A 15,211-nucleotide genomic window follows, 5' to 3' on the forward strand; every position below is an offset into this window, starting at 1 on the left:
TGGCAATTTGCTGGAAACTCGGATGAAAATCACAGCCTATAATCTTCATTGGCGGCTCCTTTCGTTCCGAGTCTTGGTTTTCGTCAACTCAAGTTTACTCGGCACTCGTTAGGAGCCGTCGTTGTTATGAAATCAAGGCAAGCCACGCCGAACTGCAAAGTGTTTCAGACACCGCTTTCGCGAAGCCGAAGGATCGGCCCCGCTGCGCTATAGGGCTATCCAGGACTGCTTGGATGATTAGCTGTCCTGAAGAGCAGCGGAGCAGATCCTTCGCCTCGCATCCGGAGCATGATACAGGGAGCAGAGCATCGTGCTCGGCTCAGGATGCATATTGATGAGGATAGAGATTGTGATTTTGGATGCAGCAATCCTGGTACCGCTAGGGTGTTCCTCTCAAAATTAAGCGCAATCAACACCCAAAAGGACGATTACTTGCGTACCGCGCCACCCCGTCTGTTCCAAATCGTAACTATTTGGTAATATCTCTCCACAATTCACTGATTTCGGGCCTTTTTCCCGCGGCCTTGCCACTCAAATGAGCTCCGCCGTTTTTCCAAAGCGACGCGAAACGCCCGGCAACAGGGCTTTGCCGATCATTACCTATTTTGAGTCTGACGCGCTTGCCGCAAAATATTTTGTTGGCGTGCAGCGCTTTCGCCGGCTGCCGTTCCACAAGCTTTCACCAGAGCACGCTGAAGCCGAAAGAATCGTCTTGATTTCCAATGAAGATCTGGTGGAGCAGCACTACAACGAACTGCGCATTCCCAATACACGCGTCCTGGCGCTCACCAATTCACGCTTCCGCGACCCGCGCAATGACGGCGTGGTTTACGCCTATCTTCCTCACGGCATTCCTGAACAGCTGCTGGAACGCATGGCCGATAACGCGCTCGACCATATTCATCTTGTTCACACGCGCCATGAAGTGAATCAGAAGCTCGCGGGGGCCAGCCGGGAAATCCACGAACTCAACCAGATTGGCATGGCGCTTTCCGCGGAGCACGATCCGGCAAAACTTCTGGAGCTAATTCTTACCAAGTCGCGCGAATTCACCAGTAGCGATGCCGGCTCAGTCTATCTGGTGGAAAGCACCGGAGAAGGCGGCAAGAGCCAATCGCTGCTGTATCCCCCGGGGCAGCCAGGAATGCCCGTGCCGCCGCAGGCGCCTCATGAGCGGCTGCGCTTCAAGCTGGCGCAGAACGATACCGTTGCTGTGCCATTCCGTGAAGTCGCGATCAACATCGATGAAAAATCCATCGCAGGCTATGTCGCGCTGACGGGTGAAATCGTCAATATTGAAGACGCTTATCATCTGCCGCAGGACGTTCCATACTCCATCAACCGCAAGTTCGATGAAGATTCCGGTTATCGCACCAAGTCAATTCTGGCTGTGCCCATCCGCAACCAGAAAGATAAGATCATTGCGGTGCTCCAGTTGATCAATCCCAAGCGTGATTTCTCTGCGCGGCTCGATTCGCGCGATGCTGTGGAACACCAAGTGCTTCCTTACACGCCGCACCAGCAGGAAATTGTGCAATCGCTGGCCGGGCAAGCCGCCGTGGCACTGGAAAACAGCCAGTTGTATGACTCCATCCAGCGCTTGTTTGAGGGCTTCGTCCGCGCGGCTGTGACCGCCATTGAAACGCGAGACCCCGCAACTTCCGGCCATTCTTTCCGGGTAGCAAACTTGACGGTCGCTCTGGCGGAAGCAGTGGACCGCGCGGATAGCGGCCCTTATTCCAGCATCCGCTTCACCCGCGACCAGATGCGTGAACTGCGCTATGCGAGCCTGCTGCACGACTTCGGCAAGGTAGGCGTTCGTGAAGAAGTACTCGTAAAAGCCAAAAAACTCTATCCTGCCCAGCTTGAGGTGATCCAACAGCGCTTTGGACTCGTGCGTCGTTCGCTGGAAAATGAGAATCTCAAAGCGCGCATGGATTTCCTGGCAAAGCACGGCAATGAAAAGTTCCTGGCGGCACAAAAAGATTTTGAGGCCCGCCTAGCTGAGCGGCTACGTGAACTGAATGAATACGAAGAAGCGATTATCTGGGCCAATGAGCCGACTGTGCTGCCTGAAGGCAATTTCGAGCGGCTGCTGGACATCGCCAACCTTCATTATCAGGACACGGACGGCAACAAGCGGCCCATATTGACCATGGATGAAGTGCAGATGCTTTCCATCCGCAAAGGCTCGCTGGACGAAGAAGAGCGCCTTCAGATTGAATCGCATGTGGTCCACACCGTCAGCTTTTTGCAACAGATTCCCTGGACCAGCGAACTGCGCAACGTCCCGGAGATCGCCCGCGGCCACCATGAGAAACTGAACGGCACCGGCTATCCATACAAACTATCTGCCCCTGAAATTCCCGTGCAGACCCGCATGATGACAATCTCTGATATTTTTGACGCGCTTGCGGCTGCTGACCGTCCTTATAAGAAAGCCGTGTCGGTGGAGCGCGCTCTGGAAATTTTGGATCTTTCCGTTCATGACGGTGAACTGGATCCCGGCCTGTTTGAAATTTTCGTCTCCGCCAAAATCTTTGACCGCTGGAAAGTTGAGCCCCGCGCCTACTGAGTTTCACTCACCTTCCGCGACGAAATTGAAGTAAACTCACCAGTACCCATGAAAGAGTTTTACATTTCTGATTGCGTTCGTTTTGAAAACCAGGTGGTCACCACCTCGTTTCTTGTGGTCTCAAAACAAGCCAAGCCCAAGAAGAGCGGTGAGCTTTATCTGGCGTTGACCCTGGCGGACCGCAGCGGCCATCTTGACGCCAAGATGTGGGACAACGTTGCTGACCATATCAATTGCTTTGAGCAGGACGATTTCGTAAAAGTTCGCGGTCTGCTTAATAAATTCAACGGACGCTTCCAGCTCACCGTGCACAAAGTGCGTTCCATGCAGGAATCAGAAGTTGATTTTGCTGACTACCTGCCCCGCACCACCAAGGACATCGGCGAACTGTGGCAGACCGTGAAGGATTTTGTGGATGGTTTCCGCGATCCGCATTTGCAGGCGCTGGTGCGCGCGTTCATCGCCGATCCTGAGATCGAACACGCATATAAGAATGCTCCGGCAGCCAAAACGCTTCACCACGCTTTCATCGGCGGACTGCTCGATCACGTTGTCTCGCTCTTTAAGCTCTGCGATCTGGCCTGCCGTAATTACCCTGAAACGATCAACCGTGACCTGCTCCTGACCGGCGCATTTCTGCATGACATCGGCAAGATACACGAGCTGACTTTTGCCCGTTCATTTACATACACCACGCGCGGGCAGCTTCTGGGACACATGATCATTGAACTCGAAATGCTGCAGCAGAAGATCGCCCAGGTGCCGGGGTTCCCGCCGGAATACAAAACACTGATTGAGCACCTGATCATCAGCCATCACGGGAAGTATGAATTCGGCAGCCCCAAGATGCCTATGTTTCCTGAAGCGCTCATGCTGCATTATCTCGACGATCTGGATTCCAAGATGGAAAGCATGCGCGCACATTTCCAGCGCGAACCGGGGGCCGAATGGACGACCTATAACGCCAGCCTGGCTCGTCCGCTGCTCAACTCAAAGAATTTTCTGGAGAAAATACAGACCGGGAACGGCGCTGCTCCAGCAGTTTTACATCCTGATGCGGCGCAGCCTGAGACCGTTCACTCGGACAATGTACTAGAGAGCTCAAAAGCTGCCGCTGCGAAAGAAAAATAGCTCTCATTCAGCGGCTATAATTCACCAGACACACGCAAGTGTCGATCAAAGGGGGTACTTTGAAAGCTACGCGCATATTGTATGTTGTGGCGCTACTCGCGCTGTGTTTTGTCATCGGCTGTGCCAGCAAGCCGTCCACTCCGGCATCCTCAACCGAGAATCCCAACGCTGCCGGCGATAACGCGACTGCGAATGGAGCTGCCGCGGGAAGCAAATCGGCGGCAGGCAAGTCCGCCGCAAGCAAACCGGTTCCGCAGATCGTCACCATCCCCGTCGGTACGGTGATCACCGTGCGCCTGGGCGAAACGCTCAGTTCCAAGGACAGCAGCGCCGGACAAAGCTTCTCCGCAACCGTCGCCGAGCCGGTGGCAGTGGACGGAAAAACCGTGATTGAAAAAGGCGCGACCGCGCGCGGTACCGTGGTCGATGCTAAAAGCATGGGCCACTTCAAGGGTGGAGCGCTGCTGGAAGTTCGGCTTAGCTCCGTAACCATCAACGGCAGAGAAACTTCCGTCGATACCGGCATGGTGGCCCGTTCAGTCAAAGGCAAGGGCAAGCGGTCGGCTGGATTCATCGGCGGTGGCGCTGGCGCAGGTGCGCTGATCGGCGCATTGGCCGGTGGTGGTAAAGGCGCGGCCATCGGCGCATTGGCTGGCGGCGGTGCTGGAACAGCCGGTGCGGCTTTCACCGGCAACAAGGAGATAGTCCTTCCCGCGGAACAGCCCTTGACCTTTAAGCTTAAGCAAGCCATAGAAGTCCGTGAGTAACTCGCATTTCTTCAAAAAACACAAGGGGGATGCCGCATGGTATCCCCTTGCTTTTTGCGAATTATCGCTTTATTGGCTGAGTGATATCGATTTCACCTCCGCAATCTGTGCCAGTTGCCCTAGCTTTGCTGGCTCAATCATGCCGGTTAGCTTTTGGGAACCAGATCCGCTGACGATTTTTAATCCTGCGCTCGCCAGCTTCTTTTCCAAATCTCCTTTGATCTCTGTGACCTCTACCGTCACCTTGAGCGGAGAAGAAACCGCTTTGCACTTGCTGGCTGCGGCGCTGAGGCCTCTTGCAACCGAGCAATGATAGATCGTCAGCACTTCAGGACTCATTTTTGCTTCCGCTTGTCTGTGCGCGGCGTCTCTCGCGGGCTTTTTTATTGTTGCCACGTCTGACTGTGACATTTCAACGAGCGGCGCATTGGCTGTGACTTCAACCGTTTCATTGACGCTAAGACCCGACGAACCTGGCGATGGAGGTGGTGGCGGAGCATAAGCGGGCTGCCTGGTGCGATAGGTGTATGCGCCTCCGCTAACTCCGCCCCCAAAGCCTGGAGCTGCCTTGGCAGCGTATTCTGCCTGCAAACTTCCGCCCGGCACCGCCAGTCGTGACACGCCTTCCGGTAATTCAACCGGGACCTCAACCTTCACCGGCTTGCCGTCTGACACCACCGTCCGTTCTTCCACGGCGACGAACGACGTAAACTGCGTTGCCAAGCTGTGTTCCAGCCCGACCTTGACAATGTCTGCCTTGTACTTGGAATTGCCGGACTGTATGCCATTCCAGTCCTGTGACATCAGGTCTTCCACTTTATGCCGCGCCCAGATTTTTTCCAGCGCCGCATTGCTCGCGTCGGCAGAAGAGAAATCGACAGGAATGGTGCGGCTGTAATCGCCGGTTCCCTGATATCCCTTAATGGTGATCTTGCCCGCCGGACTTCCGCTATACCTGCCGGTGATGATGATCGGCTTGGCGGAAAAAAGATCGCGCACGTCCTTGGGGTAGACATCGGTCACCGGCAGTCCATGCCAGTCGATGGCAATGTTTGTCAGCACGGGCGAATGCACGCGCTCATAGAAGCGGTCCGCGGCGGCTTGCGCTTCGCCCGGCGCGGTAACAAACTCCACGTCGCCATGGCCTTCTTCCGCCATCTTGGTCAGCAGGAAGCGATTCACCGACGTACCGATGCCGAAAGAGAACACACGCGCGTCAGAATGCTTCTTGATTTCCGCAATGATGTCAGCATCATTGCCGACGTAACCGTCAGTCATGAAGCAGACCACGCGAATGGGATCCGCTTCCATCGGCTTGTCTGCGCCAGCATCGTCGCCCAGTGCCGTGCGGATGGCCTTCATCATCTCGGTCCCGCCGCTGCCGTAGGCCCCGGCCATGACTTCCTTTGCTTTGGCTACATTCTCCGGCGTTGCCGGTACCGGCTCAGGAAAAAGGATCCTGGTATCACCGGAAAAAGTAATCAGGTTAAAGGTTTCATCTTTGCGCAGATTGTCGAGCGCGCGCTGTACAGTCTTCTTTGCCATCTCCAGCGGAAATCCCCACATGGAGCCGGAGGTATCCACCACAAAGATCAGTTGCCGCGGCACCAGGGCTTTTTCCTGCGGCCGGTCAGGCGGCTGCAAAATCAGCGTGAAATATCCTCCGTTCTTGTCGGCATGCGTCAGGATGGCATCACTAATGCCCGCGCCTGCAACTTTGTACTTGAGGATGAAATCTTTGTTTGGCGGCACAGCCTGGTCCGCGAGCGTCACATGGTAGGAATCAGCGCCGGTCCGGTCAGCAAATATTTTGTGTGATGTTGACTCGATATCGCCTACCGGAACGCCCGCCGCTAAATTGACCTCCATCGATACATCCTGCCCCGCTGTCGCATCATCTGTGTGGATGCCAGCCACTGGCGGGCTGATACGCGAAGCATCGGGAACCTGATCACTGTTCGGCATGGTGCCGTGGTCGCCCGCGGACGTGGGATTGCCGGGAATATAGCGCGGCCCCACGACCAGCGGAAACGCAAACTCATACGTGCCCGCTTCATACTTGAGCAATTCAAGCACGGATAGCTTGATCTGCACGGTGCCATTGGGCGGGATGTTTGTGACCGACTGCGTGAAAATATTAGGACGCTCCTGGTCGAGCAGAGCGGCAGTATGGCCAGTGTTGCGAGCCTGCTCATAGATTTTGCGCGCCTCGTCGCGTTCCTTGATCACGGCGCGAATTTCGCGTTCGCCCACTGTCATGGTCATGCCGTCTACGGCGCTTTCTTGCGGCAGCGGAAAAACATAAACCGCTTCCACCGCGTCCGGTAAAACGTTTTCAAACTCCTGAGTGACCTCAATCCGCGCGACAAAGCCGCTGATTTCCGTCTTGATGCCGGTGTGTTTGAGCGGAACAAAGCCTGTGACTTTGCCGTCTTTGCCGATGATTTGTAGCTGGCTGTTTCCCTGAGGCTGGCCCGCAGAAGCGTTCTGCGGATTCACAATGATGAGGACATAGAGCAAACACATGGCCGCGATGGCGGCCGTCGTTAAACGGGCTTTCATATTTACTCCTGCATTCTTGCAGGAGAACGCGAGGATCCAGAGTTCTTGCAGGATTTTAGTGCTGGAAACGAGCCCGGATCCTATGGAACTTTGAAGGTAATGTCGGTGTCAAACCTATCGGATTTGCCATCGTGGATATAAGGACGGAAGCGCCGCTTGCCGCGTGCCATTGGCTGGCAGCCACGACATCATTTTCTTTGCCACAGTGTGTGCTCCGGCCGGCTAACGAGCTTCTGATCCGATTCTCAAGATGGCTCCGCGCAGACGCTCATGACTTATCAGCAGTTGTTGATAACGCTGCTCTGTCCGGCCAGCCTTGGCGGAAATAATCTGCCGCAAACCATCTTTATCGTCCGATGACCAGCGGTCGAGGTCAGGAACAAGTCTGAGCACTGTGGCAAAATCAGCAAACGCGATCCGCGCTTGAGCCTTTAGCTTCTGTGTGTCCACATTGATAGCACGTGCCAGTCTCGCGACAGCAGCCTTCTGCATCGCTTGAGCATCGCCATCAAAATCCCGCGCCATACGTCTCTGCACTGCAAGTCCGATGTTGCGCGTGGAGAACCTGTCCCACGCGCCGCGTTGTGCTTCGGGCAGTTCGTACACGACATTAGCCTTGCTCAGCCGTCGAAGTGTCGCCGCCGCGGTTCGATATTTGGCGTTGGCTTGTACCTTCTTCTCTTCGGCCTGGGCCAGCTTCTCCAGCGCCGAATCCATCGACCGGAAACCCATCTTACGGTAAAACCAGAACGCGCCTGAGGCAATCGCTTCTTCATTGCCGTCGCCAATCTGATACGGATAAACCGAGATGGCGTTCGTTCCGTGGAGCTGCCGCAGGAGCCGCAAGTGCTGCGCATAGATCCATGCTGTCTCGCCATCGCGATACGCGGGAAAAGTATTGAAGCCAATTTCCGTCCAGTCAAAGAGTGAAATACATTCCACGTAATTGATGGGCACGCCATTTTTTACAGTGAATCCGGCAAGATAGGCGCGCAGGGGCAGGCGCTTCCCTGGAGACAATCCCCAGAAATAAATTTCCACGCCGCGCCCGGGATTGGCTTGCACCACCCATGCCGGATCAGCGTTGGCGGTTCCGTACAGCTCGCGATAGCGAACGCTCGTTGCTTCTTTAACGAGATCAAGAGTCTTCTCCGCTTCCCGCGACGGCAGTACCTTGATGGGCAACCGTGGCTTGGCAAGCTCTTCTGCAAACGAAACCTCGCGTCGCTGGATCAGCGGCTCACGATGAAAGTAGAAATTCCTGACCGGCTTGCGTGACAGCGTGCGTGAAGCACGCGAGCCGCTCATGTCCCAGCGCACCATGATTTCCAGCGAGTCATAGAGCGCGGCCTTTTCTTTTTCCGCCGTTTCTTTGGTAAAGCCGGGCAGCCGCTGGAATTGCCTTACCAGCCACGGCAACTCATCGGGCCGACCGCGCGCGGCCTTGAGCCAGTCAAGATAAGGCACGTTGGCTTCTGTGAGCGAATCTTCTTCCATCAAGGGAAAGAAACGCGGCCAGATCACCGCACGCTGCGTCTCTCGCTCATAGTCTTCCCACTGGATGGAGATGGATTTAGCATGGCGCTCAACCAGCCAGCAAACCATGGGATAACTAAACGTCGCCTCGACCACGGTTCCCGCAATTCCCACGACTTCTTCCGGCGCAAAGTCGTCCACGTCAGCGCCAGCAGCCAGCACGGCTTTGACCTTGGGTTCAAAAGTTTTCAGCAGTTTCTCCGCCAGTCGCAGAACGCTCGGCCCGGGCGGAAAAGCGCGGAAGAACAAAAGCAGGTCATGAAATCCAATCAGAGATTGCGCGTCTTTGCCAAACGTGATGCGGCCAGCGGCGCTGAGCAGGCGGACAAGCTCCCGCTCTTTGATCATGCCGATCTGCGTTCGTGCCTGTTCCAGCTGGTTGATCAGCCGGACTGCGGTTTTGTTCAGCATTTAGCAAAACCCTTTTACCGCAAAGGACGCGAAGGACGCAAAGGAAATCGGGCCATCGAAAAAACAAATCTCACCACGGAGGCACGGAGACGCGGAGAAAACCAAGCCAGGGCGGTTTTATCCTCTGCTTCCTCCTTTCCTCCGTGTTTCAAAGGTGTTGGATTTTTGTTTTTTGGATGACCCTATGTCTCGATCTCCAGATCTCCTGATCAGAGCAGGTAGTCGCCGCGATACACGAGCTGTCCATCGATGACGCGCGCCTCTTTGGTCAGAGTGTGCTCTTTGGGAGGCTTTAGATCCATGATGTGCAATACCGTGTGACCGTGAGCAACGAGATAGTCTGAGACCAGCATGCGATGGCAGCGGAAATAAAGCTGCTCCGCGCACATAATGGCGGTATTCGCTTTCCCGGCGCGCTCAACCAGACGCTGAATGGCCTGCGCAAATTTGTCTGACAGCATGTAATCGGCGTAATTGCGGAACGATGGATTGCGCAGTGCAATGTTGGGCGATTCGTCCGGCGGCATCTGCTTGCCGCGCCGTCCGCCCAGGTCTTTCTCCCAGACGTATTCGCAGCCGATTTCCGGCAGCCACAGCTCCAGGTGCTCACGATTGAAATGCGGATGGCGTCGCGACATAGGAAAGGCGCGAATATCTTCCAGCACTCGGATATCGTGCGCCTGCAGGACGGAAGAGAAATCAGCCAGGTCGCGCGTGGAATGCCCAATGGTAAAGATGGTGGCCACCTGTTGATTTTATTTGACGGACGAAAAAACCTACCACTGAGACACTGAGGCACGGAGAAATAATCGGCAAAAGCAAAATGGCAGCTATACCTGCTTTAGCGCTGAACTCCATCTGACTTTTGTGGCACAGGCACTCCTGCCTGTGCTCTGGTTCATCATGAGGGATCCGGCCGCAGACAAGAGTGTCTGCGCCACATGTTTCTGATCTCCTCGTCAAGATCGATCCCGAAGGTCTCAGAGAATTATTTACAATTGTTGAACCAAATGCATCCCCTTCTTCTTGAGACCGCGCACCGTCCTATCGCCATGCCCAGCGGGCCATGGTTCATGAAGCAGAAGTGGCATGACCTGCTTTTTGCCCATTGGCCGCTCGCACCGGAAAAGATTCGGCCGTTGGTTCCACAAGAACTGGAACTAGATCTGCGCGATGGCAGCGCGTGGGTTGCGGTTGCGCCGTTCTGGATGAGCAGCATCCGCGCGCGGCTGGCTCCGCCTCTACCCTTCCTCTCAAAATTCTGTGAACTGAACGTGCGGACCTATGTCCGTTATAAAGGCGTGCCGGGCGTTTATTTCTTCAGCCTCGATGCAGCCAGCCTTCCTGCGGTAGTGGGCGCGCGCGCCACGTACAAGCTTCCCTACTTTCATGCCGCCATGCTGGTCCGTTCGTCGGGCGAATCGTTTGAATACACCAGCAGCCGCCTGCAAGAACCGCGGCCGGCGGACTTTCTGGCTCGCTATCGGCCAACTTCGCCGCCACGCATCCGTGACAAAGATTCTCTCGAAGCTTTTTTCACGGAACGCTATTGCCTTTACACCGTCGATAAAGGCCACGTTCTTCGCGCGTACATCCATCACCTGCCATGGCAGTTGCAGGATGCCGAAGCGGAGTTTGACAGGAATACCATGGCGCAAGCCTCTGGCATTGTGTTGCCTGATACCAAGCCGCTGCTGCATTTTTCCCGAAACCTGGAAGTGCTGGTATGGTGGCCGGAAAAGGTAAGCTAGAGCTGCTTTACATCCGTTTTTAGAGCACGGCATTGGGCCTGGCCATGCCGAGCAAAATCTGAAACAACACCAGCCAGCGCTTGAGGCTCACGGTGATCAAGAAATTTTCCTTGGCGTGGGCCTTGCCGTTTTTTCCCAGCTGGGCGGCAAATTCCGGATGCGTGAGCAGGTAGCGGATCTGGTATGCGCAACCTTCCACGGAATGCACCAGCACTCCCGTAAGTTTGTGGACAATCTGTGAGGTAATACCGCCCACAGCTCCTGCAACCACGGGCTTTTCTTTCCAAAGCCCTTCCGTCACGGTGAGGCCAAAGCCTTCTTTCAATGACTTCTGCACAATCACCGTGGAAGCGCGCTGCAGCGCGTTAACTTCCAGGGCCGACCACGGCGGTAAATTCAGTACGATGATGTCAGGATCGTCGCCCGCCGCTTCCATTACTTCCTGCAGCACCACAGCGCCCTCAGGATCGTCCGTTGCGCCGCCTCCGGCCAGCACCAATTGGCAGTCCACGTATTTTTTTACCAGCTTGTAGGCTTCCACCACGCCCACCGGATCTTTCAACCGGTCAAAGCGGGAGATCTGCGTGATCACCGGGCGCGAGCGATCAATGCCAAAGTCGTCACAAACCTTGTTGATGTACTCTTCAGGAAGTTCTTTGTTCTTCTCTGAGAGCGGATCGATGGAAGGATAAAAAAGATACTGCGGGGTGGCCAGTTGCCGTGTAAAGGCCGCCGCTGAAAAGATGGTGGCATCGTACTGCTCGACCATCGGCTTCATGAAATCCCAAACTCCCGGATGCGGATTGGAAAGGTCGATGTGGCAGCGCCAAATCCATTTACCTTGCATCTGCGATTTCGAGCGAACCAGTCCCACCGGCTGTGGATCGTGAATAACGACCAGGTCCTCGGCAAACTCCATGCGCTTGCGGTTCTGCTCGCTATAGGCCATGAAGATGTCTTGAATCTGCCGTGTCAGGTTGTAGTCGCCGCCATGAAGCGCGTTGTGGAAACCCTTTGTCACTTCAAAAAAATCATTACCACCGGTGATCACGTCCCAACGCGTGAGGACTTCAAGCTCGTTCATCAGGGGAATCAGACGATTCAGGATTTCCGCCACGCCACCGCCCAGCGCGGTGGAGTTGACCATCTTGACGGTCTTGCCGCGCAGATGGCGCGCCAGAAAACGAATCTCATCCAGCTCCGGCTTGCCGATGATGGGCGCATAATCTTCAAACCGAGGAGGCGCGGGAACCGGAGGCTGTTCTGTGCTAATGCGCGGATGCTTGCGGCGTTCTATAAAATGCGCGGGCAAATCCGTCTGCCGGAAACGGCGTTCTACTCCGGGCGGTGGCGCAAGTGTAGTTTCCTTTACCGAGTTTTGCGCGACTTCGGTCGAGGCATGTTGTTGAGGCCTGGATTCGCCGCCCCTGCCGTCCTCATCGATCACTAGCGTCTTCCCCGGATTCTTGTCCTTCATTCAAAGACTCCAAACCATGCGCAAGCGCACTACAAGCTAAAGACGATCAGCGACGTCACTCTCAATAACTTTCAGAATGCCCCGCCGCACGTCTTCCAGGGTGGATGTGTAAATATCAATGCGGTTGACCTTGTCCGCGGCCTGGGGCAGATCTAGTTCTTTGTCCAGCCAGACCGAAAAATCATTGCTGTTCAGCTTGAGACGCAGCCGCGCATCGATAAAGTGGTAGTAAATGGCGTGAATGCTGACTCTGCGCAAACCGTCAGCAAACTCTTCAAGATTGCGCGCGACATACGGAGTAGGCACCACGACCAGGTCTGAGGCCATGAGATAAAACGGCTCCATGGCGACGCGGCCCGCGGCGCGCAGATTTTTCTGCAGATAACTTTCCATGATGTGGACCAGGCGCTCACGCAGCGTGGCAATCGAGGTAAATTCCCGGACATCAATCGCGGCCAGCCGCTCCGCCAGTTCAACTTCATTGCACGAAGCAAAAGCCCAGTGGGAAAAGTCATTGGAAAATCCGGAGCTAATAAAATGGTGCTCCGCCAACGTCTGAAACGTATGCTGGAAAATAGACGACTCCGGACATGTGCGTATGGCTTCCAGCAACTCCATGAGCGTGGTTGCTTTTTCCCGTCCAATGCGAAGCAGGTGGGACGCCGAATTGAAGTAAAAAGGCGAGCGCGCCCAGCGCGGACGAGTTGTGGGCAACTGAGGTGCGGTAGCCATAGGGAACTCCTCTTGCCGTCGGGCGGATGCCCGAATTTTGGAACTGAGAGTGTTAGGATGCCATGGCTGCAAACGCTGTTGCGTTCTTGCTTCGCTTTTCAAGAATGGGAATCTTAGTGGCGGCGGATTCCGGAACTCGGCGGCGCGAATAAAAAGGAGAAGCCAATTCCAATCAACATCATCCAGCCCAGATTGCCGCGGGCGGTTTCATCGGCTACCTGGATGTTCCCCATAGGGTTGAAAAGCAGACTGGCAAATATCATGGCGGCCAACACCGTGCCGATAATGCCCGCCCGCGATCCAAAGAGCCCGGCAATAATCAGCAGAACGACAGTGAAAATCAGCGGCGCCAAATTCTTCCATGTATGGCCATCGGCTGCCGAGCTTAAAGCCAGGGCGGCCAAAGCGCAAACCAGTCCCCCGATGGCGGCATCCATCAGCGGAAGAGTCCACAGCTTTCCAGCGGCTGTTTTCATGGCGGTCTTGCTGATGTGATGCGTGAGCTGCATGTTTTTTCCCTGGAAATAGGATGACAAAAGACAGGGTTGCTGTGGGAAAAATCGAGAGCTGGTTGCCAGAATTCGAGAGCTGCTTCAGCAAGGCGCGTCGAAAAAGCACATAAGCGTGGCAATTAGCCACAGCTCGGGCCGGAAAAACAGAGTGATATGGGTTTTGAAATCCAGCAGCTACTCTGGATTTGGCTCGCAAACCCGCATCGTATAGATTTAAGGTTTCGCTGGGCCCTGCACAAAATTCAGTTCAATGCATACTGCTGACCCATTTCTTTTTCAGCTGTTCTTTATCTTCGTGTGGGCCAAGCTCTTTGGTGAAGCCTTTGAGCGGATGCACCTTCCCGCCGTGCTGGGTGAGATCCTTGCCGGTGTTCTCCTGGGGCCGTATGGCGCGCGGCTGGTAGTCCCAACAGACGCGATCTACGCCATTGCTGGAATTGGCGCAATCTTTCTTTTATTTACCGTTGGCCTGGAAACGCAGCCCAAAGACCTGATCAGCGTGGGCGGCACTTCCCTGTACGTCGCGCTGGCCGGCATTGCAGTTCCGTTTGTTTTTGGCGTCTCGTACATGCTGTTGCGCCATCATCCCCCGCATGAGGCCGTGTTTGTGGCTGCCGCGATGGTGGCTACCAGCGTCGGCATAACGGCACGTGTGCTGGGCGACATGAATCTGCTGCAAACGATTTCCGCCCGCATCATCCTGGGCGCTGCCGTGTTTGACGACGTGCTGGGAATGATTGTGCTGGCCGTTGTGGTTGGACTGGTTTCTTCCACGGGGCTGGAATGGGCGCAGCTTCTCATCACCGCGATTGAAGCCATTGGCTTTGCGCTGATCATGATGTTTTATGCGCCGCGCGTGGTCAAGCGCATGGAGCCCGGCATGGAACGCATGTCCACGCAGGACGCGCCCCTGATCATTGCGCTGGCCATCTGCCTGGGACTCTCTTATGCCGCGGTAAAGATCGGTATGGCTGCGATCATCGGCGCATTTTTTGCGGGACTGGCGTTTGCCGAATACTCACCGCGATGGAACCTGCGTGCGCGTGTTTTTTCCATCAATGAATTTCTGGCGCCTTTTTTCTTTTTCAGCATGGGCGCCAGGATGAATATGTCAGTATTCGATGGCAAGCTGATAGTCTCAGCCATTGTGATCTCACTGCTGGCAATCGTTTCCAAACTGGTGGGCTGCGGCCTGCCGGTATTGCACTCCGGTTGGCGGACCGCCTTCAAGGTCGGAATCGGCATGGTGCCTCGCGGTGAAGTTGGGTTGATCGTCGCTTTGGTGGGCTTGCAGATGAATATAGTTTCCGAATCGGCGTATGCGCTGGTCATCTTCATGACCGGTATCACCACGCTGGTAGCGCCGCCGATTATGAAGCTGGCCTTTCGTGATGAAGTGGTATTGGAGCCCGCCCGCGCAGAGCGGCGAAGCACGGCCATGTGAAACGCAAAAAAAGCTGACCAGAGGGTTTGGGGCCCAGTGGCCAGCTTTCTAAAGTTGCCAATGACCTCCGCAAAAGGGTCATGGGGTCAACTTGGTGCGCAGGGCGCAATCCGGTGATCCCATTACGTTCTGGGACCTGCTTGAATAGCGCCTTTCCAGTCAACGATGACCTAATATAGGCCGCATCCAGCAACAATGATGTGATGACGGTCACACGATACAGGCGATAGTCGGCACTCTGATTCCACTGGAATAGCCAGTTCTTTAGCAATCTGCGAATGCTACATTGCAAAGGCTCGGGCTTGGAAGGTGG

General features: G+C 55.2%; 11 protein-coding genes. 5 read left to right on the forward strand and 6 right to left on the reverse strand.

What is annotated here, in order from left to right:
• The first annotated feature begins 535 nt into the window (after positions 1-535).
• The 3 genes from LAO76_19755 to LAO76_19765 are packed head-to-tail and all read left to right on the forward strand — an operon-like array spanning position 536 to position 4,473.
• Positions 536-2,575, forward strand: coding sequence for a GAF domain-containing protein (locus LAO76_19755; GenBank protein MBZ5493158.1), 2,040 nt, complete (start codon positions 536-538; stop codon positions 2,573-2,575).
• Between the two features lie 48 nt (positions 2,576-2,623).
• Positions 2,624-3,706: an HD domain-containing protein gene (locus LAO76_19760; protein ID MBZ5493159.1), complete on the forward strand. Its 1,083-nt coding sequence runs from the start codon at positions 2,624-2,626 to the stop codon at positions 3,704-3,706.
• Positions 3,707-3,765: 59 nt separating this feature from the next.
• On the forward strand, positions 3,766-4,473 hold the full coding sequence (locus LAO76_19765) for a hypothetical protein (protein ID MBZ5493160.1): 708 nt from the start codon (positions 3,766-3,768) through the stop codon (positions 4,471-4,473).
• 69 nt (positions 4,474-4,542) lie between these two features.
• Here the strand turns inward: LAO76_19765 and LAO76_19770 are convergent, their stop codons facing one another.
• The 3 genes from LAO76_19770 to LAO76_19780 all read right to left on the reverse strand — a co-directional run bounded on the left by LAO76_19770 (position 4,543) and on the right by LAO76_19780 (position 9,728).
• A complete protein-coding gene (locus LAO76_19770) occupies positions 4,543-7,035 on the reverse strand; it encodes a VWA domain-containing protein (protein MBZ5493161.1) in 2,493 nt (830 codons plus the stop codon).
• 222 nt (positions 7,036-7,257) lie between these two features.
• Positions 7,258-8,982, reverse strand: a complete 1,725-nt coding sequence (locus LAO76_19775; protein ID MBZ5493162.1) for a hypothetical protein — start codon at positions 8,980-8,982, stop codon at positions 7,258-7,260.
• Positions 8,983-9,191: 209 nt separating this feature from the next.
• Positions 9,192-9,728 (reverse strand): DUF488 domain-containing protein, encoded by a 537-nt coding sequence (locus tag LAO76_19780; GenBank protein ID MBZ5493163.1) that lies wholly within the window; start codon positions 9,726-9,728, stop codon positions 9,192-9,194.
• A 264-nt stretch (positions 9,729-9,992) separates the two neighbouring features.
• Between LAO76_19780 and LAO76_19785 the strand changes: the two genes are divergently transcribed.
• A complete protein-coding gene (locus LAO76_19785) occupies positions 9,993-10,733 on the forward strand; it encodes a DUF2071 domain-containing protein (GenBank protein ID MBZ5493164.1) in 741 nt (246 codons plus the stop codon).
• A 19-nt stretch (positions 10,734-10,752) separates the two neighbouring features.
• Here the strand turns inward: LAO76_19785 and LAO76_19790 are convergent, their stop codons facing one another.
• The 3 genes from LAO76_19790 to LAO76_19800 all read right to left on the reverse strand — a co-directional run bounded on the left by LAO76_19790 (position 10,753) and on the right by LAO76_19800 (position 13,451).
• The gene (locus tag LAO76_19790; protein ID MBZ5493165.1) at positions 10,753-11,880 is read right to left on the reverse strand and encodes a glycosyltransferase; all 1,128 of its coding nucleotides are present in this window, start codon (positions 11,878-11,880) and stop codon (positions 10,753-10,755) included.
• Between the two features lie 366 nt (positions 11,881-12,246).
• Positions 12,247-12,942 carry a DUF5752 family protein gene (locus LAO76_19795; GenBank protein ID MBZ5493166.1) on the reverse strand — a complete coding sequence of 232 codons (696 nt, stop codon included), beginning with the start codon at positions 12,940-12,942 and terminating at the stop codon, positions 12,247-12,249.
• 113 nt (positions 12,943-13,055) lie between these two features.
• The gene (locus LAO76_19800) at positions 13,056-13,451 is read right to left on the reverse strand and encodes a hypothetical protein (GenBank protein ID MBZ5493167.1); all 396 of its coding nucleotides are present in this window, start codon (positions 13,449-13,451) and stop codon (positions 13,056-13,058) included.
• A gap of 253 nt (positions 13,452-13,704) precedes the next feature.
• On the opposite strand from LAO76_19800, the gene LAO76_19805 reads away from it, so the two are divergent.
• Positions 13,705-14,898, forward strand: coding sequence for a cation:proton antiporter (locus LAO76_19805; protein ID MBZ5493168.1), 1,194 nt, complete (start codon positions 13,705-13,707; stop codon positions 14,896-14,898).
• Positions 14,899-15,211: the final 313 nt, after the last annotated feature.

Source organism: Terriglobia bacterium, from assembly GCA_020072645.1.
In the GTDB taxonomy this organism is placed as follows: Bacteria; Acidobacteriota; Terriglobia; order Terriglobales; family Acidobacteriaceae; genus Angelobacter.

Bases quoted from the DNA above. Each gene is read 5' to 3' on its own strand.
- LAO76_19800 (MBZ5493167.1), bottom strand. From the start codon at position 13,451: ATGCAGCTCACGCATCACATCAGCAAGACCGCCATGAAAACAGCCGCT.
- LAO76_19795 (MBZ5493166.1), bottom strand. From the start codon at position 12,942: ATGGCTACCGCACCTCAGTTGCCCACAACTCGTCCGCGCTGGGCGCGC.
- LAO76_19760 (MBZ5493159.1), top strand. From the start codon at position 2,624: ATGAAAGAGTTTTACATTTCTGATTGCGTTCGTTTTGAAAACCAGGTG.
- LAO76_19775 (MBZ5493162.1), bottom strand. From the start codon at position 8,982: ATGCTGAACAAAACCGCAGTCCGGCTGATCAACCAGCTGGAACAGGCA.
- LAO76_19790 (MBZ5493165.1), bottom strand. From the start codon at position 11,880: ATGGTCAACTCCACCGCGCTGGGCGGTGGCGTGGCGGAAATCCTGAAT.
- LAO76_19755 (MBZ5493158.1), top strand. From the start codon at position 536: ATGAGCTCCGCCGTTTTTCCAAAGCGACGCGAAACGCCCGGCAACAGG.
- LAO76_19770 (MBZ5493161.1), bottom strand. From the start codon at position 7,035: ATGAAAGCCCGTTTAACGACGGCCGCCATCGCGGCCATGTGTTTGCTC.
- LAO76_19785 (MBZ5493164.1), top strand. From the start codon at position 9,993: ATGCATCCCCTTCTTCTTGAGACCGCGCACCGTCCTATCGCCATGCCC.
- LAO76_19805 (MBZ5493168.1), top strand. From the start codon at position 13,705: ATGCATACTGCTGACCCATTTCTTTTTCAGCTGTTCTTTATCTTCGTG.